Below are 21,128 nucleotides of genomic sequence, written 5' to 3' on the forward strand. Positions count from 1 at the left end.
AATGAAATCTTCTTATGCTTCTGTCTTCTGGCTTCCATCTTTTAACTTTTAATGCTTCATTATTTCGGTATCCTTAACTTCAACAGAACTAATTTGTCTGTAAAGATTTATTATTATTGAAATAGCTAAAGCTGTTTCAGCCGCTGCTACAGCTATGATAAAAATTGAAAAAAACACCCCTTGTAACATATCTGGATAGAGATACTTATTTATTATTACAAAGTTTACAACAGAGGCATTTAAAATTAATTCAACCGATATTAACATAGATATTAAATTAGTTCGTGTTAAAAACCCGTAAACCCCAATAAAAAAAATGATGGTAGTTAGCGTTAATAGTTCATATATAGTAATACCTTCAATCATGATCAATCTTTAGTTTTATTGACTAATTTTTTTCCTTTTGCAATAATTATGGCTCCAACCATAGCAGCTAATAAAAGTATACTTATAACTTCAAACGGCAGAATAAAACCACCTGCTTCATAGCTTAACATTTTTGAACCAACATCTGCTGTTGTAGTAAGCTTATCATTTTCAACAACATTAAAATTGTGAGTATATATAGTGCTTAACACCACACCAATTCCAATTAAACACGTTATAGCAGTAATGACTTGTTTTAACGGTTTTGCTACCTCCAATTCTAGTTCTATATGATGCACTAAGAGCACCGAGAATATCATTAAAACAATAATACCTCCAGCATATACGGTAAGTTGAACAGCTGCTAGAAAATTATAGTCAATTAAAAAAAAGATACCCGCAACACCAACAAGAACAAACAACAAATAAATCACCGACCGAAGCATTTTTCGGTTACTTACAGCAGCAACCGCAAACACTATCATGATAACGGCTATTATGTAAAATATGACTCTTTCCATAATTTAATCTTCTACCCCAGGTCTTAATTTAGAACCAGGTTTATTTAAAACTCTAGTTAACGCGGTTCTATCATACACTGAATTTTCAAAATTCTGCCCCCATTTTATGGCATCTGTTGGGCAAACATCAATACACAAACCACACATAGTACACATACTTAAGTGGTACACAAACTTGTCTATTTTCTTTTTGTTTTTTCCCGTATACTCGTCGATGCCTCGATCCCAAATTATCTCAATAGTACCATTAGGACAGGCTATTTCACATTTCTGACAGCCAGTACATGCGTGTTCATTATTCTCGTCATGAGGCATTATAACTTCACCTCTAAAACGATCAAACATTTTTAAAGTATCTCTATTATCTGGATATTGCTGTGTTATGGCTCCCTTTCTGGAATTTAAAAAATACTTTCCGGTAATACTCATACCGGTAAGTAACGTTTTAATTCCATTAAATATATTTGAAAAATAGCTCATACTATTTAAATCTGTATTATTAAATTTTGCCAAACAATAAATGCCATAACAACAATATTTACCAAATTAATTGGCAGCAAATATTTCCATTCAAGAGTTAGTAATTGATCTACTCTTAACCTAGGGAATGTCCATCTAAACCACATCATTAAAAAGACCAGCAACAATGTTTTGGCTAAAAACCAGAAAACCCCTAGCCATGGTATCGATTCGGTTATTCCAAAAGGAGATAACCAAGCTCCAAAAAATACCGTGGTAGCAATAGCCGCTATTAAAAACATATTGATAAACTCTGCTAGAAAGAAATAAGCAAACTTCATCCCAGAATATTCGGTGTGAAAACCAGCCCCAAGTTCAGATTCTGCTTCAACCATATCAAAAGGAGCTCTATTGGTTTCAGCGGTTCCAGCAATCATATAAATCATAAATGCAATAATTGCAGGTATATGTCCTTGAACAATTAACCAACCACCTTTTTGAACTTCAACAATTTCAGATAGTTGTAAGGAGCCCGTTAACAAAATCATGGTTAAAAGTGATAACCCAACCGAGAGTTCATAACTAATGGTTTGCACGCCACTACGCATAGCTCCAATTAAGGCAAACTTGTTGTTACTTGCCCAACCACCTAATAAAATACCAATAACCCCAATTGATGAAATAGCTATTAAAAAGAAAATACCAATATTAATATCGAACGCTTGAAATTCTTTAGTAAATGGTATAAGGCCTAAAGCCATTAAAGCAGAAATTATCACGAAATAAGGTGCTAAATTATACAGAAATTTATCTGCTCTGTCTGTACCTGTAAGTTCCTTTGAAACTAACTTAAGTGCATCAGCCATGGTTTGAAGTAGCCCCTGAAAACCTACTCTATTGGGGCCAATCCTGAGTTGAAACCAAGCCGCTATTCTTCTTTCAAGTAACACCAGAAACAAGCCAGCAATTGCAAAAATCCCTAAATACAATAATGCCACAACAACCATAGCAGCATAATAAGCCGCTGATTCAGACATCATGCTTAAAAGCATTTCTTGTATGCTTTTGGTTATACTCAATGGCATTTGTATTAATTTCTATCTATCTATATCTGGAATCACTAAATCTAAGGTTGCCATAGTAGCCACTAGATCACCTATTTTTCCACCAACGGCCATATGGTTCAGGGCCGATAAATTTGAAAAACCCGGCGACCTAAATTTCATTCTATAAGGATTCTTTGTACCAGTACTAATAATATAAACTCCTAACTCACCTCTGGCTGTTTCTACCTTTTGATAAAACTCCCCTTTTGGTAACTTAATAACAGCATTGGTTTTTACACGATGTTCTCCGTCTGGTATATTATCTATTAATTGTTCAATAATTGACAAAGACTCCCATAATTCTCTAATTCTCACATTGTACCTGGCAAAGGTATCGCCATCTGCTTCCAAGACTTCATTAAAAGTCACTTTATCTAATGCGCTATACGGATGGTATTTTCTAACGTCGCATGAATAACCCGAACCCCGAGCCACAGGTCCTGAAACCCCAAAAGAAATAGCATCTTCTTTTGATAACACTCCCACTCCTTTAGTTCGTTTCTGAAAGATGATATTGCCCGTTAGCAGTTTGTTGTACTCTGGTATTTTTGTTTTAAAATGAGCTACAAAATCCTTGACCCTTTTTATGAAATTTGGGTGAATATCCCACATTAAACCTCCGGGAACATTATAGTTCATCGTTAATCGAGCCCCACAAGTTTCTTCAAAAATATCATTAATCATTTCTCGATCTCTAAACCCATAAAAGTATGTGGTAAGCGCACCAACATCCATACCCATAACGCCCCACCATAAACAATGCGAAGCAATTCTAGTAAGCTCTCCAATTATGGTTCTTATAACTTTCACCCTATCTGGAATTTCCAATTCTAGAGCGTTTTCAACCGTTAAACAAACCGCTTCATTATTAATATGTGATGATAAATAATCCATCCTATCTGTTAAATGCACTATTTGTTGGTAACTATCGCGCTCACACATTTTTTCAATAGAACGATGTATGTAACCTAAGTCTGGCTCTACCTTTTTAATAATCTCTCCGTCTATTGTAAGTAATAGGCGTAATACCCCATGGGTAGCGGGATGCTGAGGACCCATATTAATGAAATACTCCTCAGATTTAAAACTATTATTTAAGGTAGCCGATTCTTGCATACTCTTATTTAATGACCATATTTATCTCATCTACATAGTCTTTTCTCAGCGGAAATCCATCCCATTCCGGTGTTAAAAAAAGTCGTTTTAAATTGGGATGATTATTAAATGTAATACCAAAAAAATCAAATACTTCACGCTCATGAAACTCAGCCGTTCTCCAAATATCACAAACGGAATCGAAGGTTGGGTTTTCTCTATCTTCGGTTTTAACTTTTACAACAATATTGTGGCGATGCTGGGTAGATTCCAAATGATATACAATTCCTAATTCTGCTCCCCAATCAACACCTGTTAAGCAAAACAAGTAGTCGAAACATGTATCTGAATTAGTTTTCAACTTATTCATGAATTCATGTAAGTTTTCTGGTTTTACCAAAACATTCAAAAACTGAGAGCCCTCTTCCGTAAATTCCAAAAGATTTGGATTTATGATTGCTTTAGATGCTGCTCCTTCGGCAACCTCAACAGGCTCTGATTTTGTCTCAAATTCTGGATTAGGAAACCAACTACTTATTAATATCCGTAATGCTTCGTTAGTCATTTATTTAATTGTAAAAGCCATCATCGAACCCGATAATGGGGTTCTTTTTATGCTTCATATTTTCAGTTCTAATTTTGTCTTGTAACATAAGCATCCCTTCTAACAAAGCTTCTGGTCTTGGAGGACACCCAGGCACATAAACATCAACAGGAATCACATGATCTGCTCCCTTTACAACAGAATATGTATTGTAAAAGAAAGGGCCACCAGAAATAGCACAGGCACCCATGGCTATAACATATCTAGGTTCAGCCATTTGATCATAAAGTCGTCTTAAAACAGGAGCCATTTTATTTACAATGGTGCCTGCAATAATAATCAAGTCTGCCTGCCGTGGTGAAGGGCGTGCTACTTCAAAACCAAACCTAGAATAATCATGTCTTGCTGCTCCAGTTTGCATCATTTCTATAGCACAACAACTTGTTCCAAAATAAAGAGACCACAAAGAGTTAGAACGCCCCCAATTAATAATTTTATCTAATGAGGTTACGACAATATTAGCACCATTGCCTGCTGGAATAACCTTCCCTGGAAAATCATCTGGTATTTTATATGTATTATCTACTCCCATTTTAACGCTCCTTTTTTCCATGCATAAAGCAACCCTAAACCGAGTATGATTAAAAAGATTAGTATTTCAATAAATGCAACACCACCAATATCTCCAAAAACCACAGCCCAAGGCACTAGAAATGTCACCTCAACATCAAAAATTAAAAACAATATGGCAAACAGATAATAGCCTACTTTAAATTGAACCCATGTAGAACCAATGGTTTTCATACCGCTTTCATAAGGTTCTCTTTTTTGTGGACTATCAGATTTGTGAGAAATTAAATTTGACAAAAAGTTTGCTCCAGCAACTAGTACAATTCCCGAAATAAAAAAGACTATAATAGCTTCAGAACCCATATAATTATTTATTTAACCTCGTAGGTATCTCCAGAAAAAAACAAATCATCAGTATAATGAAAGTCTGATTTCATTTTAACTTCTTTTATTTGATTATTCATTCTTTCATCAAAAGTTACATCATTATAACTTCTGATAATTCCCGTGACTTTAGGGTAATGCAATCTCACCAGCATTTGATGTAAAGTGGGATCTTGTTCTTTGGCATCATGTACCAAAATGTCATCTTCTGTTATGCCATTTTCTCCTATGGTAACCACTTCTAATTTTAAGCCTTTTAAAACTAACCCTTTATCTCGTTCTTTACCAAAAACCATAGGCTTGCCATGTTCAACAAATAATTGTTTGTCTTCACGTACTGCCTTATCGGTAAATTCATTATAACAGCCATCATTAAAAATAGGACAGTTTTGCATCACCTCAATTAAAGAGGTGCCTTCAAACTTTTCGGCCTCAATGAATATTTGAGTCATCTCTTTGGGAGTATTACCTCCAATTCTGGCAAAAAAACGTGCTTGGGCACCAATGGCTAATTCTCCTGCAGAAAAAGGTGGTTGCGTATTTCCATAAGGAGACGATTTTGTTTTCTGACCAACCAATGATGTCGGTGAAAACTGGCCTTTGGTTAGACCATATATTTCATTATTAAATAGAACAATATTTAAATCTACATTTCTTCTTAGAACATGAATAAAATGATTTCCTCCAATAGCCATAGAATCACCGTCACCAGTAATTACCCATACACTTAGATTAGGATTAGCTAATTTTGTTCCAGTTGCAATAGCAGGTGCTCTACCATGGATACTGTGCATACCATACGTATCCATATAATATGGAAAACGAGAAGAACAGCCAATACCAGATATAAAAACTACATCTTCTTTTTTAACGCCCATTTCGGGGAGTGCCTTTTGCATCGCTCTTAAAATCACATAGTCATCACAACCTGGGCACCATCTAACTTCCTGATCGCTAGCAAAATCTTTGAAAGTATATTTTTTTTCTATTGTTGCATCCATATTATTTCAACACTTGTTTAAATTTTTGAATCAACTCCTCATTACCAAATGGTAAGCCTTGAATCTTATTAAACTGTAAAATTTCAAAATCATTAAAATTCAACTTTAGCACTTTTGCAAATTGTCCATTATTTAACTCGCAAACTATAATCTTTTTAAATCGCTTTAAAACCTCTTCTGTATTTTTTGGTAAAGGATTTATGTAATTAAAATGCGCTAGACCAATGCTATCATAACCTTGTTCTCTAATATCTTTTATAGCGGAATATAATGACCCAAACGTACCTCCCCAACCTATGACAAGTAATTCTCCCTCATCAACAAACTCAGATTTAAGTTCGGGTATTGCGTTTTGAACACGTTTTATTTTTTCGGCTCTTATCTTTACCATATACTCATGATTATCTGGAACATAAGATACATTGCCGCTAACACGGTCTTTTTCTAAACCACCAACCCTATGCTCTAAACCAGGTGTTCCTGGTATAGCCCAAGACCGCGCCAGGGTTTCCTCATCTCTATCGTATGGATGCCAACCCTCTTGATATTCACGAGTTATATTGGTTTTAATCTCTGGCATATCTTTTACGGACTTTATCCTCCAAGGCGCCGAACCATTTGCAATATAACCATCGGTTAGTAAAACCACAGGAGTCATATGTTCTAGGGTTAGTTTAGAGGCTTGATAGGCAAAATCAAAACAGTTTGCCGGCGTACTGGCTGCTATAACAATTACAGGACTCTCTCCATTTCTGCCATATAAAGCTTGAAGTAAATCTGATTGTTCTGTTTTTGTTGGCAACCCTGTTGAAGGCCCTCCCCGTTGCACATTAACAACTACTATTGGCATTTCAATCATCATAGCTAAACCTAAAGCTTCTCCTTTTAAGGCCAAACCTGGTCCAGAGGTAGTTGTAATTGCTAAATTTCCGGCAAAGGAAGCTCCAATGGCAGAAGTAATTCCGGCAATCTCATCTTCGGCCTGAAATGTTTTTACACCAAAATGCTGATGTTTTGCTAGTTCATGAAGAATATCTGATGCGGGGGTTATTGGATAGGATCCTAAAAACAAATCTAAACCACTTTTCTCAGAAGCTGCTAAAAAACCCCAAGCTGTAGCCGTATTACCCATTATAATTCTGTAGGTACCAGGTGCCATTTTTGCTGGCGCTACACCATAGGAATTAGGTATTAACTCCAAGGTTTCGGCAAAATAATATCCCGTATTTAATACTTTAATATTTGCTTCAATCAATTCTGGTTTAGCACTAAACTTCTTCTCAAAAAAGTTTATTGTATGATCTGTAGAGCGATTATACATCCAATAAACCATACCTAAAGCAAACATGTTTTTACTCCGAGTAATGCTTTTATTATCCAACCCTTCAATATCCTTTAAAGCTTCTTTTGTTAATGAAGTCATGGCAACCTCAATAACTTGATAATTTTCTAAACTACCATCCTCTAGAGGGTTCGTGTCATATTGCGCTTTGTCTAAATTCTTTTTTGTAAATGCATCTGTATCAACAATTATTGTATGTCCTGGTTTAACAGCATGTAAGTTCGTTTTTAAGCCAGCAGGATTCATCGCCACTAATAAATCCACTTCATCTCCTGGTGTGTTGATTTCTACACTTCCAATGTGTACCTGAAAACCAGACACTCCATATAAACTACCTTGAGGCGCTCTAATTTCTGCTGGATAATTTGGAAAAGTAGCAATATCATTACCAAACATAGCTGAAGTATCTGAAAACTGTGTTCCAGTTAATTGCATTCCATCACCAGAGTCGCCTACAAATCTAATAATAACTGCATGGAGTGTTTTTGGCTGGTGATTAGTTTTAATTGTAGTCATGAACTAAACAAGTTAAAATTCTACTAAATTTATTAAAAATGTCTCATTTTAACAATACTTAAGTTCTAAATGTAGTTTTAATTTTTTGTGCAAAACATGAACTTTGTCATACAAATGTTTTGAAACAAAACTTATATTTACTAATCCTGACTTAAAAATATTTAATCATGGCAATTATAATTACCGATGAATGTATTAATTGTGACGCCTGTATTGTTGAATGTCCTAATAATGCAATTTATGAACCTGATCAAGAATGGGCGTATTCAGATGAAACGTCCTTAAGCGGAATCGTAACACTTCCAAATGGAGAAGAAGTTGATGCCGACAAAATGAATGAACCTGTTTCAGATGAGTTTTATTTTATTGTTCCAGACAAGTGTACAGAATGCAAAGGATTTCATGAAGAACCACAATGCGCTTCTGTGTGTCCAGTTGATTGTTGTATACCAGACGAAGACCATGTGGAATCTGAAGAAGAATTACTAGCTAAAAAAGTCTGGTTACACGCAGAATAAACTTATGGTATTTAATTTATAATACTTTGTTATTATAAGTAGATTATAAAAGAGCTTCTCATGGTGATAAGACCTCTTTTCTTGCCTCCAAATTAATAATGCCTCAAAATGACAATTATCATAGTCTTTATAGGGTATTCTAATTAAATTTATACAATTACTTAATTACACGAACTTAAACAGTAACCTTTATTTAAAGGTCTGTACTAGGCTAGAACATCTATAATTTGCTTCTATAAAAACCGTTTAAAACAAATTATTTGAGGAATAGTTAAGGACAAGTATTATTTAAACTTTAATATATTATGGAATCTAATGCAGATAAACTTTTTTCGACTGCCAAGAAAAAACTCAACGAGGCCAACAAAGAATTATATAAACCAGAAGAAGATATTGTTGCATATTCTGTGTGTAAAAATTCGCAATATGCTATCGATAATTACTTAAGAGGATTCCTAACAAAGAAGGGAATTGATACTACAGATTTAGAAACCATCTCTCAACTTTATGAGACATGCAAAAAAATGAATAAGAACTTTGAAAAAATTGATTTAACAAACTTTCAGTGTATTTATCACATTATAGACTCAAAATATTGTAATGAATACGCAAAAGTTAACAGTTGTTTTGCTACTGCCGATAATTTGGATTCTTTTTTAAAGAAAGAGAAAATTATTTAGAGCCTGTGTATTCTTCTAAAAACAATAATAGTCAGTATTTTACACCTCTATATTGACAACCTCTACAATTTGTGGAGCATACTTTTTTATAGTCATTTCAACACCTGACTTTAAAGTCATTTGATTAACACTACACCCAACACAAGCTCCTTGTAGTTGTACTTTAACTAGTTTATCATCCTCAATAGACAGCAAAGAAATATCGCCTCCATCGCTTTGCAAAAACGGACGTATTTCATCCAATGCCTTTAATACATTTTCTTTTATTTCTTCTGAAGTCATTTGCTCTATTTTTTAACTGCCGAACATCCAGCCATGGTTGTAATTTTTATAGCTTCAGTTGGTGGTAAACTATCATTACGTTTTACCACTTCCTCAACCACATTTTGGGTCAATTTTTCAAAAGCTTTTTCCAATGGTGTTTCAGTTTGTAACGCCGCCGGACGACCAACATCACCCGCTTCTCTGATACTTTGAACCAAAGGCACTTCACCTAAAAATGGTACTTTTAAATCCTCTGCCAAATTTTTAGCACCTTCCTTACCAAAAATATAGTATTTATTGTCTGGTAATTCTTTTGGAGTAAAGTACGCCATATTTTCGATAATTCCTAAAACTGGTACTTGAATACTCTCTTGTTGAAACATAGCCACACCTTTTTTAGCATCAGCTAAAGCTATGTTTTGCGGTGTGCTAACTACAACTGCACCAGTAATTGGTAAGGACTGCATAATGCTTAAATGAATATCGCCCGTTCCTGGTGGCAAATCTATTAACAAAAAATCTAATTCACCCCAATGCGCGTCAAAAATCATTTGATTTAAGGCCTTTGCTGCCATTGGACCACGCCAAACAACTGCCTGATTAGGTTGGGTGAAAAATCCTATTGATAAGACTTTTACACCATAATTTTCAATAGGTTTCATTTTAGATTTTCCATCTACATTAATCGCTAAAGGCTTTTCAGCTTCAACATCAAACATAATAGGAATAGACGGTCCATAAATATCGGCATCTAAAACCCCTATATTAAAACCCATTTTAGATAGCGAAACAGCTAAATTAGCCGTAACTGTTGATTTACCAACACCACCTTTTCCAGATGCAATAGCAACTATGTTCTTTATACCTGGTATTGGTTTTCCTTTAATAACATTAGCCTTGGGCTTTTCAGGAACATCAACTTTTACATTCACTTTTATTTTAGCCTTTTCATAAACTTGCTCATGAATGGTTTTTAAAATATCTACTTCGGTTCTTTTTTTAGCCTGTAAACTTGGATTGTTTATTGTAATGTCCACTATTACTTCATCACCAAATGTTACTACATTTTTAACAGCGCCGCTCTCTACCATATTTTGTCCTTCTCCTGGAACGGTAATATTTTCTAAGGCCTTTAATACATCCTGCTTATTGAGCTTCATCATTATTCAGATTAATTCTAAAAAAACAAAGATAATCATTACGGTAAGAAGATTAGAGCAAGAATCCAGAAGTTTTATTTATTATTCAATGTAAAATATTTATACTTTGAAAACGGTATAATTATTGTACATAAATTATATCTAAACACCACACCAATGCAACAAAAACTAGGATTGATTCTACTACTCATTTTTAATTTTAGTATTGGTTTTTCACAGAGTAAAATTGAAAAATCTGAGTCAAGTTTAAAAAAGCAAAACAGCAAAGCATCAAATTCTACCAAAATAGGTCATAATTTAAGCAATAACAACGATACTTTTGGTGAAATGCTTTTAATAGAAACTTTTGGAAGGTTAGCTATAGATGTCATAGCTTATTCTGTTTACGGTATTTTAGTTGAAATGCCGTTTGAGAGAGATAGCCCTAGCAGTTCTGCTATTTTAACCAAACGCCCATATTCTAATTCTAATAGAGGGAATTATAGTTATGACTTGAATGATTATTCTGCAGTAGCTAGAACCACTGTTTTATCTAAGTACATTTTTGAAAACACCCAACTAGACGGTCATCATCTTAATGTTGATATTAGGTTTTACAACAGATTAGCTTTAGAATTAGATTATCTACAACTTTGGGAAAACAATCCTAATTTTGGATATGAAACACTAGCTATTTACACTGCCTTGATTAAGTATCATAGAATTAGAACCAGACAATTTGATGGTTGGTGGGGGTTAGGAGCATCTTATGTTGATGGGAATGTGGATGACTTTGGATTCTCTTTAGGTTTTGGAGCCGAAATTTTTCTTGGAAAACCTATCAGTATTGAAACAAATTACAACCAAACCTTTATAAATAATAGTTCTATTAGCAAGTTTAACGTTTTACTTAATTATTACATGAGGCAATTTAAGCTTAATGGTGGTTACCAATTCTTAAAAATTGGAGATCAAAGGTTTAAAACACCAACTATTGGTCTTGGTATATCCTTTTAATCCATTGAAGTTCCACAGAAGGGTCCCAATATACACTTTCAAAATCTTGAACCTGATTGTCTTTTACTTTAACCCCTTCACTTTCCAATAATTGTTGCATAAGGTTAGTGCCATCAAAATGGTATTTCCCGGTAAGTAAACCTTTTCTGTTCACTACCCTATGAGCCGGCACATTTTTTCCGCCTGAGCCATTCAATGCATAACCCACCATTCTAGCACTTTTTGTAGCTCCTAGATACTTAGCTATGGCACCATAGCTGGTAACACGACCATACGGAACCAAACATGTTACCTCAAAAACTTTATCAAAAAAACTTAATGTACTAGGTTTCATTGTTTAAAGTTCTTTAATGATGTTAACTAAAGTGACTATTGAAATAATTCCGGTGATACCTCCTATGATGTAGTTCATATTTTTTTGTGAAGTAAAAGATCTACTTTTAATCTTATCAAAAAAGAAAATGTACATGTACAACATAACAAAAGTACCCGTAGCAGCTCCTGCCACGTAAGAAATAATGCTTATTTGTTCAAAGTTTAACCATCCAAAGGACGCTAAAGTGATGGTCATATAAGCTTGATAGGGAATTGGAAAAACATTAATAGCAGACATAAGCATCCCTTGAAAAAATCTACTATGCTTGCTTCTAATTTTCGGATTGATTTGTTGCTTTGGGGTAGATTTAGCTATGAATAAAAAATACACGGTTATGAGCACAAAAATCACAAAAGCTACACGTTGTAATACATCAATCACTTCTGGATGATTACTTAAATATCTTGCAAAAATAGCTGCTATATAGGTTTGAGCTACAACTATGGCACAAACTCCAATAGAAAAAACAATACCCCTTACATGCCCTTCTTTTAAACTTATTTTAGCTGCTGTCATGTTTAACAACCCGGGAGGAATTACACCAACAAACGCAATAAACAGGCCAATAAAGAAGATAAACGTAATATTCAAACTAGTTAATTTTAAATCTAATATACGTAATAGGTTTGTTTTGCTCAAGGTATTGCGACTCGTAAAACGTTTGAATAGCAGTTACCTCGTCTGGACTTCCTTCTTGTTTATAAACATCATGGTTTGCATATAAAACCTCATGACCGGCACCATGTAATAGACCTAAAGTGTAACCATGCATAAACTCACTGTCTGTTTTTAAATTAACAACACCCTCTGGTTTAAGCACCTTTCTATATTTACCTAAAAAAGTAGTATTGGTCATACGGTGCTTTGTACGTTTATACTTTATTTGAGGGTCTGGAAATGTAATCCATATTTCATCTACTTCGTTTTCTGCAAAAGCATATTCAATAAGTTCAATCTGGGTTCGTAAAAAAGCTACATTCGGAATATTTTCTTTAATAGCAGTTTTAGCCCCTCTCCAAAAACGGGCTCCTTTAATATCTATTCCAATAAAATTCTTATTTGGGTATTTTTGAGCTAAAGCTACTGAGTATTCTCCTTTTCCACAACCCAACTCTAAAACTATAGGATTGCTGTTATTAAAAACCTTGTTTCTCCATTGGCCTTTTAACTCATAATTAGCACTTACAAGCTCCTCTCTTTTAGGTTGATATACGTTTGAAAACGTTTCGTTTTCCTTAAATCTTTTTAACTTGTTTTTACTCCCCACTTATTATTTAACTATTTCTTAGTATCTAAATATTTTTGGTAAAATTAAGGAAATATACAACAGCGTTTATATGCTTATTTTTGTTTTTATAATTTTAGTAAAATTTTAAATGAAAAAACGGATTTTAGTCGCTCCTTTAAATTGGGGACTAGGACATGCCACTAGGTGCATACCTATAATAAATGCTTTATTGGAACTAAATTTTGAGCCTGTAATTGCTAGTGATGGTATTGCATTAGCACTTTTACAAAAGGAATTCCCAATGCTTTCTTCTATAGAACTTCCATCATATGATATAACGTACGCTAAAAAAGGTAGAAACTTTAAAATAAAGTTGATAAAAGATACCCCAAAACTTTTAAATACTATTAAATCCGAAAAAAAAGCCACGAAGGATATTGTAAAAAACCATAATATTTCAGGAATAATTTCAGATAATAGACTGGGCGTTCACAGCAAAAAAGTTCCAACGGTGTTCATTACACATCAGTTGAATGTACTTAGTGGAAATACAACGTGGTTAAGTACTAAAATGCATGAAAAATTTATAGAAAAATTTGATGAATGCTGGGTGCCTGATACTGATGCAGATATTAACTTAAGTGGCAAACTAGGTCATCCTGATGACTTTAAAATACCAACAACATATATTGGACCTTTAAGCAGGTTTGAAAAGCAAGTAGTAAAACCAATTAATAAAATTTTAGTTTTAATTTCAGGGCCAGAACCTCAGCGCACCTTTCTTGAGGAAAAACTCTTTTTGGAACTAAAAAATTATCCTGAAAAAGTTGTATTTGTTAAAGGTGTTATGGAAAAGCAACAGGTTGTAGAAATCATGGGTAATATAACTGTATATAATTTTATGACCTCTAAACTATTGGAAAAGACTATAAACGAAAGTGAACTAGTCATTTCAAGATCTGGCTATACTACGGTCATGGATCTAGCTAAACTAAATAAAAAAGCTTTTTTTATACCTACCCCTGGACAATTTGAACAAGAGTATTTGGCCAAACGATTAGCAAAACTTAATTTAGTCCCTAGTTGTAAACAAGATGATTTTACAATTTCCAAAATTGGGGATGTCTATAATTTTGAAAGTTTAAAGGCATTTAATTATAAGGTTAATTTCAAAACGCTATTTAGCCTTTTCGAGTGTGAATGAAAATTCACTACCTACCCCATATTCACTTTCTACATATATTTTTTCGTTGTGTGCTTCAATAATATGCTTTACAATAGACAACCCCAAACCAGAGCCACCTTCTTTTCTAGAACCACTTTTATCTACTCTGTAGAAACGCTCAAACAAACGCGGTAGATGTTCTTTTTCAATACCTTCACCATTATCTGTAACCCTAACTATTACTTTGTTCTTAATAAGATTTTCTATACTCACCTCGGTAGTACCCTTTACTCTTCCGTATTTAATGGAGTTCACAATTAGGTTTGTTAGTACTTGCTGAATACGCTCTTTGTCTGCATTAACCATTATTGGTTTATCATAGTCGGTATCAAAAGTTAAGGTTATTTTTTTCTTATTGGCTTTCATCTCAAACATATCAAAAACGTTTTCTACCAACTCTATGATATTGAATGATTCAATATTTAAACTTAAATCACCAACTTCTAATTTGGTGATCATATCTAAGTCCTTTACTATATACCCCAGTCTTTCAATTCCTTTACTCGCTCTTTGAAGATATTTTTCTCTTACAGCTTTATTGTCAATAGCACCATCTAACAAGGTTTCAATATAACCTTGAACGGTAAAAAGCGGCGTCTTTAGTTCATGCGAGACATTACCAAAAAACTCTTTACGATATTGCTCTCTAACTCTTAAGGTTTCAATTTCTATTTTCTTATCCCTAGCGTATTTATCAATTTCCTGAGTTAGGGTTCTCATATCGGTAGTAATAGCTCCTTTGGTTAAACTTGCTGATTCTAAAAGCGTTAAATCATCATATATTTTTTTTACACGCTTATAAATAAATTTTTCTACCCTAAACTGTACTATTAAGAAGGAAAAAAGATAAGTAAATAACATGATGCCTAAAACATAGTACCATATAAACTCAAAGAAATAAAATAAAAAAACACTCGTTAAGAGCGTTATAAATATGGTAATGTAAAGCGATGTGTTTACAGCAAACCTATACGATTTTTTAAATTTTGTCTGCATTTGGCATTAATCAACAAACTTATAACCAACGCCTTTTATGGTTTTGAAACTGTCGTCTCCTAATTTTTCACGTAGTTTACGAATATGTACATCAATGGTTCTCCCCCCAACAACAACTTCATTACCCCATACAGTATCAAGAATTTCATCTCGTTTAAAAACTTTTCCAGGCTTTGATGCCAGTAAAGATAGTAATTCAAATTCTTTTCTAGGTAAAACTATCTCTTTACCTTTTGAAATAACCTTATATTCATCCTTATCAATTACCAAATTCCCTGCTTTAACCGTATCTGGTGTTTCCTCTTCTTTATATCTTCTTAATAATGCTTTCACTTTACTAACCAATACTTTGGGCTTTATTGGTTTTGTAATGTAATCATCAGCTCCAGCATCAAAACCTGCTACCTGAGAATAATCTTCGCCTCTTGCCGTTAAAAAAGTGATTATGGAATTTTTTAAATCAGGATTTTTCCGAATAAGTTCACAAGCTTCAATACCATCCATTTCTGGCATCATAACATCTAAAATGATTAACTGAGGTAGTTCCTTTTTTGCTTTTTTAACACCTTCGAAACCATTCTCGGCTGTAATAACTTGATACCCTTCGCTTGATAGATTATAGCCTACTATTTCTAAAATATCGGGTTCATCATCAACTAATAGAATCTTGATATCCTTCTTTTTCATTTAAAGTTAAATTTCTAAAAAGTAAATATAAAACTAATACCCCAATATAATGAATATCGTGTAATTAATAACGTTATAGTAACAAACCACTTACCGAAATTTAACCTTTCAAACAAAATCACAACTCTTTAACAAACTCTTTGGTATAACTTTTGTAATATTTTATTAACTTTAATGTAATTATGATTAAGGCTTATGAAGAAAACCTACTATTTAACCTTTTTACTGTTTTCATTATTACTTTTCGCACCGTGTAATAGTGTGGCTCAGGATATTGATAAGGCATTTCAAGAAAATATTGAAGGCCTAACCATATATCCCAACCCTGTCAGCAATGGTCAGACTTATGTACACATTAGTTCTGAAAAAAATCTTTCTAAAAAAATTGAATTTTTTAACGTTTTAGGGAAACGTATATATTCTACAAATCTAATTGGCAAACAATTAAATATCATTAATTTAAACAAAGGTGTTTATATTTTAAAAATTACAGAGGATAATATTAGTGAGATTAGGAAATTAGTAATAAAGTAACTTCAATGTTATTTCATAGTTAAAAATCAACCTATTAGGTTGATTTTTTTAGTTTAAAGTAAGATTTATTTGTACTTTTAAAGGACTTAATTTTATTAATCCTTTATTATGAAAAAACTTTACTTTTTATTCTTTGCACTATTAACTACATCTTTAAATTTCTCACAAGGCACAGAGACTTTTGATAATTTTGCCGAAACTGGATCATCTTATGCTGATGGAACTTTTACAGGGCAAGATGGTTCTACATGGACTTATGTACAATCTAGAGGTGACCAAAGTATTACTGGAAAATCTATAATGTTAGGAAGAAACCGAACACCACAGGCTGAGGTATATTCTGGAACTATTTCTGGCGGTGTTGGAACCATAAGTTTTAATTACGAACAAGCTTTTTCTACCAACGTAAACTTAAATGTTTTAATAAATGATGTTGTTTATGGTAATGTTACGTCTTCCGCTGAGGCAGGTGTCACTAAAGCCTCTGGTTCAATTACTGTAAACCAACCAGGAGATGTTGTAATTAAATTTACTAGTGTAAATAATAGTGATGGGCAAGTAACAATTGATGATATTACTTGGACTGGCTATACTGGTTCTGCAACTCCTACCATTAGCACAAGTGCTGGAGTATCTGGATTGTTTTATTATGAAACTTTAGGCCCTTCATCTTCAGACACATTCACTGTTTCTGGAATTAATTTAACTAATGACATTACCGTTACAGCACCCACAAATTTTGAAGTTTCATTAGATGATACAACCTTTAACTCTTCTGAAACTATAGCTCATAGTGGTGGAACCGTGAATACCACAACTATCTATGTACGATTAGTTTCCGGATTAACTAACGCAAGTAGTCCCTACTCTGATAATATTACGGTTTTGTCAACTGGAGCTTCCTCTAAACAGGTTCCGGTTAGTGGTGCCGTGGGTCCTGACGATCCATTAATTAGTTATACAGGAGGTTTAAGCAATTTTAGTTATACCGAAGGCTCTGGACCTTCGACCTCCGATAGCTTTGATGTCTCTGGCATGTTTTTAACTGATGACATTACGGTTATGGCTCCAGCTAATTTTGAAGTTTCTGTTGATGGTGTTAATTTTTTCTCTTCTGGATCTTTAACACCAGATGGTAGTGGAGATGTTGCTACAACAACTATATACGTACGTTTAGCATCAGGCTTATCCGTTAATTCTTATTCAGGAAATGTGGAGCTAACGTCCCCTGGCGCTATTCAAAGAAATGTGGCCGTAACTGGCGATGTTAACCCTGCTGCTACCTGCCCTAATGTTGGAGATATTATTATCACAGAAATTATGCAAAACCCAGCTAGTGTAGCTGATAGTAGCGGTGAATATTTCGAAGTTTACAACACCACGGGCTCTGCTATTGATATGATTGGCTGGACCATAAGTGATGCTGGAACTGATTCACATACTATTACCTCAAATGTTTCTGTACCTGCTATGGGATATGCCGTTTTCGGCATCAATAGTGATTCGGGCACAAATGGAGGCGTAACTGTTGACTATCAATATTCTGGAATATCTTTGAGCAATGGTGCAGATGAAATAATTTTAACTTGCAGTTCTACTATAATTGATGAAGTTTACTATGATGGCGGACCTAATTTCCCTGATCCAAGTGGCATAAGTATGGAATTATCTACAACTGCCATGAATTCTACAGACAATGACAATGGCGCTAATTGGGGCGAATCAACTGGAGGCCCTTTAACAGCTGGTGACTCAGGGACTCCTGGTTCCGGAAATAGCTTTACACTATCAAATAAAGTCTTTGCTATTAAAGGTTTCAAGCTTTACCCAAACCCCACCAATCTGGGCTATGTAAACATTTTAAGCAAAAGCAACTCTAAAATGGATGTTTCGGTGTTTGATATTATTGGAAAAGAGGTTCTTAGAAATACTGTAACTAATAACACTTTAGACGTTTCTGCTTTAAAAACAGGTGTTTATATTTTAAAAGTATCTCAAGAAGATGCTTCTTCTACAAAAAGATTGGTCATTAAATAACTTCAAATAAATGTATTTTTAAAAGCGTTGCAGTAAGCAACGCTTTTTTATTTTATATAATTTTGCTCTAAACAAAACTATGATAGACCCAAATACTATTTTTAATATTAAAACTGAACAAGCGTTTAACCAGAAGGCTCTTGAAATTTTCAAATTCCAGTTTGAAAACAACAAAGTATATCGTTCTTTCTGTGATTTATTGTATAAAACACCAAGTGATGTTCATACAATAAAAGACATTCCTTTTTTACCCATTCAGTTTTTTAAATCTCATCAAGTTTTAAGTTCTGATGATGAAATTGAAACCACATTTACCAGTTCTGGAACTACCGGAAGCTCAACCAGTAAACATCATGTAATTAATTTAAAAATATATGAACAAAGCTTTAAACTTGGCTTTAAACAATTCTATGGAAACATTGAAGACTATATCGTTCTAGCGCTTTTACCCTCTTATCTAGAACGCGAAGGTTCTTCTTTAATTTATATGGTTGACTCCTTAATAAAGCAATCAAATAATGCTGAAAGTGATTTTTATTTAAATAATTTTTCTGAATTAAAGGAGACTCTTATTAAGCTAGATTCCGAAAGAAAAAAAGTATTATTAATTGGGGTGTCTTTTGCGCTTTTAGATTTGGTTGAAACCTATCAGTTTAGTTTAAAAAACACCATTGTCATGGAAACAGGTGGCATGAAAGGTAGACGAAAGGAACTTATTAGAGAAGAACTGCATCACATTTTAAAATCTGGTTTTGGGGTTAATGCTATTCATAGTGAATATGGTATGACAGAACTTTTAAGTCAGGCCTATTCAAAAGGAAATGGAATTTTCAATTGCCCTGACTGGATGCGTGTTTTAATAAGAGATACCGAAGACCCACTTTCCATACAAACTACCAATAAAACTGGTGGATTAAATATTATAGATTTAGCGAATATAAATTCCTGTGCTTTTATTGCTACTCAAGATTTAGGACGATTAAATACCGATGGTTCTTTTGAAATTATTGGGCGTTTTGATCACTCTGATATTCGCGGATGCAACCTCATGATACTTTAAAATCTTTTATTTTAAAAAAAATGAATTATTAGTGTAAGCATTTTAAGTTAATAGCGACAAAACGTAAAAGCTAAGAAGAAGAAAGATTAGTTTTTAATTGGTTGGTTAGTTGTATAAGGCCTGATGCTCTCAAAATCAGGTCTTATATTTTTTTATACCATTCTCAACAAAAAGTAATTTTTCTTACCGCGCTGTAAAAGTACAAAGGTGTTGTTTATTAAGTCTTTTGAAGTTATATTATAGCCTTCTTTTACTTTCTCCTTATTTACCGAAATAGAATTCTCCTTTAACGCACGTCTTGCCTCACCGTTAGATTTTAAAAAGCCTCCTTTTTCAGCCAATGCACCGATGATATCCAAACCTTTTTCAATATCAGAAGTAGAAATTTCGGTTTGCGGTACACCATCAAAAACATCCAAAAAGGTTTGCTCATCAAGTTGTTTTAAATCATCCCCTGTAGAATTTCCAAATAAAATATTACTAGCTCTAATGGCATTCTCCAAATCAGCCTCTGAATGCACCATTTTAGTAATCTCCTCGGCTAATCGCTTTTGCAAAACCCTTAAATGAGGTGCTTGATTATGTTCTTGAATTAAAGCATTTATTTCAGTTTCATTTAAAAAGGTAAATATCTTAATGTATTTTTCGGCATCCTCATCAGAAGAATTCAACCAATACTGGTAAAATTTATACGGTGATGTTCTTTTGGCGTCTAACCATACGTTTCCGCCTTCAGACTTCCCAAATTTTGAACCATCAGACTTTGTAATTAAAGGACATGTAATTGCAAACCCTTTCCCACCAGCAATTCGTCTAATCAATTCTGTTCCTGTAGTGATATTGCCCCATTGATCACTGCCTCCCATTTGTAACGTACATTTGCTAGCTCTGTATAAATGAAGGAAATCATAACCCTGAACCAACTGATACGTAAACTCTGTAAAACTCATCCCTTCAGATGCATCTGAAGAAATTCTGTTTTTCACAGAATCCTTTGCCATCATATAATTTACCGTAATATGCTTACCTACATCACGAATAAATTCTAGAAATGAAAAATCCTTCATCCAATCATAATTATTCACCAAAACAGCAGCATTGTCGGCATCACTTTCAAAATCTAAAAAGTGAGCCAACTGTCCTTTTATAGCTTCTTGATTATGCCGAAGTGTGGTTTCATCTAATAAATTTCGCTCATTAGACTTACCCGAAGGATCACCAATCATACCTGTTGCACCGCCTACCAAAGCTACAGGTTTGTGCCCACAACGTTGATAATGAGCCAAAATCATTATTGGTACCAAATTACCAATATGTAAAGAATCTGCTGTAGGATCAAACCCAATGTAAGCACTTTTCATCCCTTCCATTAAATGTTCTTCAGCACCAGGCATAACGGTATGAATCATACCTCTCCAAGTTAATTCTTCAACAAAATTCTTTATCATTTTATTTGCTTTTCA

General features: G+C 33.8%; 25 protein-coding genes. 7 read left to right on the forward strand and 18 right to left on the reverse strand.

What is annotated here, in order from left to right; all coding sequences use genetic code 11:
- Positions 1 to 48: 48 nt before the first annotated feature.
- The 10 genes from nuoK to DFQ02_RS14375 are packed head-to-tail and all read right to left on the reverse strand — an operon-like array spanning position 49 to position 7,904.
- Positions 49 to 366, reverse strand: coding sequence for an NADH-quinone oxidoreductase subunit NuoK (gene nuoK, locus DFQ02_RS14330; RefSeq protein WP_116525137.1), 318 nt, complete (start codon positions 364 to 366; stop codon positions 49 to 51).
- Positions 367 to 368: 2 nt separating this feature from the next.
- On the reverse strand, positions 369 to 887 hold the full coding sequence (locus DFQ02_RS14335; protein ID WP_116525138.1) for an NADH-quinone oxidoreductase subunit J family protein: 519 nt from the start codon (positions 885 to 887) through the stop codon (positions 369 to 371).
- Positions 888 to 890: 3 nt separating this feature from the next.
- On the reverse strand, positions 891 to 1,367 hold the full coding sequence (locus DFQ02_RS14340) for a 4Fe-4S binding protein (protein WP_116525190.1): 477 nt from the start codon (positions 1,365 to 1,367) through the stop codon (positions 891 to 893).
- Between the two features lie 5 nt (positions 1,368 to 1,372).
- Positions 1,373 to 2,431 carry an NADH-quinone oxidoreductase subunit NuoH gene (nuoH, locus tag DFQ02_RS14345; protein WP_116525139.1) on the reverse strand — a complete coding sequence of 353 codons (1,059 nt, stop codon included), beginning with the start codon at positions 2,429 to 2,431 and terminating at the stop codon, positions 1,373 to 1,375.
- 12 nt (positions 2,432 to 2,443) lie between these two features.
- Entirely contained in the window at positions 2,444 to 3,568 is a 1,125-nt protein-coding gene (locus DFQ02_RS14350) for an NADH-quinone oxidoreductase subunit D (RefSeq protein ID WP_116525140.1), read from the reverse strand.
- A 4-nt stretch (positions 3,569 to 3,572) separates the two neighbouring features.
- Positions 3,573 to 4,112 (reverse strand): NADH-quinone oxidoreductase subunit C, encoded by a 540-nt coding sequence (locus DFQ02_RS14355; RefSeq protein WP_116525141.1) that lies wholly within the window; start codon positions 4,110 to 4,112, stop codon positions 3,573 to 3,575.
- Positions 4,113 to 4,116: 4 nt separating this feature from the next.
- Positions 4,117 to 4,683 carry an NADH-quinone oxidoreductase subunit B gene (locus DFQ02_RS14360; RefSeq protein ID WP_245940282.1) on the reverse strand — a complete coding sequence of 189 codons (567 nt, stop codon included), beginning with the start codon at positions 4,681 to 4,683 and terminating at the stop codon, positions 4,117 to 4,119.
- The gene (locus DFQ02_RS14365) at positions 4,674 to 5,024 is read right to left on the reverse strand and encodes an NADH-quinone oxidoreductase subunit A (protein ID WP_116525143.1); all 351 of its coding nucleotides are present in this window, start codon (positions 5,022 to 5,024) and stop codon (positions 4,674 to 4,676) included. Before DFQ02_RS14365 ends, DFQ02_RS14360 begins: the two co-directional genes overlap by 10 nt.
- 8 nt (positions 5,025 to 5,032) lie before the next feature.
- On the reverse strand, positions 5,033 to 6,046 hold the full coding sequence (locus tag DFQ02_RS14370; protein ID WP_116525144.1) for a 2-oxoacid:ferredoxin oxidoreductase subunit beta: 1,014 nt from the start codon (positions 6,044 to 6,046) through the stop codon (positions 5,033 to 5,035).
- A gap of 1 nt (position 6,047) precedes the next feature.
- Positions 6,048 to 7,904 (reverse strand): 2-oxoacid:acceptor oxidoreductase subunit alpha, encoded by a 1,857-nt coding sequence (locus DFQ02_RS14375; protein WP_116525145.1) that lies wholly within the window; start codon positions 7,902 to 7,904, stop codon positions 6,048 to 6,050.
- A 167-nt stretch (positions 7,905 to 8,071) separates the two neighbouring features.
- On the opposite strand from DFQ02_RS14375, the gene DFQ02_RS14380 reads away from it, so the two are divergent.
- Both DFQ02_RS14380 and DFQ02_RS14385 read left to right on the forward strand, forming a co-directional pair.
- Positions 8,072 to 8,422, forward strand: a complete 351-nt coding sequence (locus DFQ02_RS14380; protein ID WP_116525146.1) for a 4Fe-4S dicluster domain-containing protein — start codon at positions 8,072 to 8,074, stop codon at positions 8,420 to 8,422.
- Between the two features lie 305 nt (positions 8,423 to 8,727).
- On the forward strand, positions 8,728 to 9,102 hold the full coding sequence (locus DFQ02_RS14385; protein WP_116525147.1) for a HEPN domain-containing protein: 375 nt from the start codon (positions 8,728 to 8,730) through the stop codon (positions 9,100 to 9,102).
- Between the two features lie 39 nt (positions 9,103 to 9,141).
- Here the strand turns inward: DFQ02_RS14385 and DFQ02_RS14390 are convergent, their stop codons facing one another.
- Positions 9,142 to 9,384, reverse strand: coding sequence for a NifU family protein (locus DFQ02_RS14390; protein ID WP_116525148.1), 243 nt, complete (start codon positions 9,382 to 9,384; stop codon positions 9,142 to 9,144).
- 5 nt (positions 9,385 to 9,389) lie between these two features.
- Positions 9,390 to 10,526: an Mrp/NBP35 family ATP-binding protein gene (locus DFQ02_RS14395; RefSeq protein WP_116525149.1), complete on the reverse strand. Its 1,137-nt coding sequence runs from the start codon at positions 10,524 to 10,526 to the stop codon at positions 9,390 to 9,392.
- Positions 10,527 to 10,682: 156 nt separating this feature from the next.
- Here DFQ02_RS14395 and DFQ02_RS14400 point away from each other — a divergent pair, with 156 nt between their 5' ends.
- Complete coding sequence (locus DFQ02_RS14400; protein ID WP_116525150.1) at positions 10,683 to 11,522, forward strand: hypothetical protein; 840 nt, start codon at positions 10,683 to 10,685, stop codon at positions 11,520 to 11,522.
- Here the strand turns inward: DFQ02_RS14400 and DFQ02_RS14405 are convergent.
- Genes DFQ02_RS14405 through trmB form a run of 3 tightly spaced genes read right to left on the reverse strand, consistent with a single transcriptional unit; the run spans position 11,497 to position 13,165 of the window.
- The gene (locus DFQ02_RS14405; RefSeq protein WP_116525151.1) at positions 11,497 to 11,856 is read right to left on the reverse strand and encodes an MGMT family protein; all 360 of its coding nucleotides are present in this window, start codon (positions 11,854 to 11,856) and stop codon (positions 11,497 to 11,499) included. The two genes, DFQ02_RS14400 and DFQ02_RS14405, sit on opposite strands and share 26 nt — an antisense overlap.
- A gap of 3 nt (positions 11,857 to 11,859) precedes the next feature.
- Positions 11,860 to 12,489 (reverse strand): lysine transporter LysE, encoded by a 630-nt coding sequence (locus DFQ02_RS14410; RefSeq protein ID WP_116525191.1) that lies wholly within the window; start codon positions 12,487 to 12,489, stop codon positions 11,860 to 11,862.
- A gap of 1 nt (position 12,490) precedes the next feature.
- The gene (gene trmB / locus DFQ02_RS14415) at positions 12,491 to 13,165 is read right to left on the reverse strand and encodes a tRNA (guanosine(46)-N7)-methyltransferase TrmB (protein ID WP_116525152.1); all 675 of its coding nucleotides are present in this window, start codon (positions 13,163 to 13,165) and stop codon (positions 12,491 to 12,493) included.
- Positions 13,166 to 13,274: 109 nt separating this feature from the next.
- On the opposite strand from trmB, the gene DFQ02_RS14420 reads away from it, so the two are divergent.
- A complete protein-coding gene (locus DFQ02_RS14420) occupies positions 13,275 to 14,330 on the forward strand; it encodes a glycosyltransferase (RefSeq protein WP_116525153.1) in 1,056 nt (351 codons plus the stop codon).
- Here DFQ02_RS14420 and DFQ02_RS14425 read toward each other — a convergent pair.
- Together DFQ02_RS14425 and DFQ02_RS14430 are read right to left on the reverse strand one after the other, a co-directional pair.
- Entirely contained in the window at positions 14,304 to 15,347 is a 1,044-nt protein-coding gene (locus DFQ02_RS14425; protein ID WP_116525154.1) for a sensor histidine kinase, read from the reverse strand. The genes DFQ02_RS14420 and DFQ02_RS14425 overlap by 27 nt on opposite strands.
- Before the next feature lie 6 nt (positions 15,348 to 15,353).
- Entirely contained in the window at positions 15,354 to 16,034 is a 681-nt protein-coding gene (locus DFQ02_RS14430) for a response regulator transcription factor (protein WP_116525155.1), read from the reverse strand.
- A gap of 195 nt (positions 16,035 to 16,229) precedes the next feature.
- Here DFQ02_RS14430 and DFQ02_RS14435 point away from each other — a divergent pair, with 195 nt between their 5' ends.
- The 3 genes from DFQ02_RS14435 to DFQ02_RS14445 all read left to right on the forward strand — a co-directional run bounded on the left by DFQ02_RS14435 (position 16,230) and on the right by DFQ02_RS14445 (position 19,665).
- Positions 16,230 to 16,568 carry a T9SS type A sorting domain-containing protein gene (locus tag DFQ02_RS14435; protein ID WP_116525156.1) on the forward strand — a complete coding sequence of 113 codons (339 nt, stop codon included), beginning with the start codon at positions 16,230 to 16,232 and terminating at the stop codon, positions 16,566 to 16,568.
- Between the two features lie 108 nt (positions 16,569 to 16,676).
- Positions 16,677 to 18,605, forward strand: a complete 1,929-nt coding sequence (locus DFQ02_RS14440) for a T9SS type A sorting domain-containing protein (protein ID WP_116525157.1) — start codon at positions 16,677 to 16,679, stop codon at positions 18,603 to 18,605.
- Positions 18,606 to 18,684: 79 nt separating this feature from the next.
- Positions 18,685 to 19,665 (forward strand): LuxE/PaaK family acyltransferase, encoded by a 981-nt coding sequence (locus DFQ02_RS14445; protein ID WP_116525158.1) that lies wholly within the window; start codon positions 18,685 to 18,687, stop codon positions 19,663 to 19,665.
- 152 nt (positions 19,666 to 19,817) lie between these two features.
- Here DFQ02_RS14445 and tyrS read toward each other — a convergent pair whose 3' ends face one another.
- The gene (gene tyrS / locus DFQ02_RS14450; RefSeq protein ID WP_116525159.1) at positions 19,818 to 21,113 is read right to left on the reverse strand and encodes a tyrosine--tRNA ligase; all 1,296 of its coding nucleotides are present in this window, start codon (positions 21,111 to 21,113) and stop codon (positions 19,818 to 19,820) included.
- Positions 21,114 to 21,128 lie beyond the last annotated feature (15 nt).

The organism is Seonamhaeicola aphaedonensis, from assembly GCF_003386195.1.
Taxonomy (GTDB): Bacteria; Bacteroidota; Bacteroidia; order Flavobacteriales; family Flavobacteriaceae; genus Seonamhaeicola; species Seonamhaeicola aphaedonensis.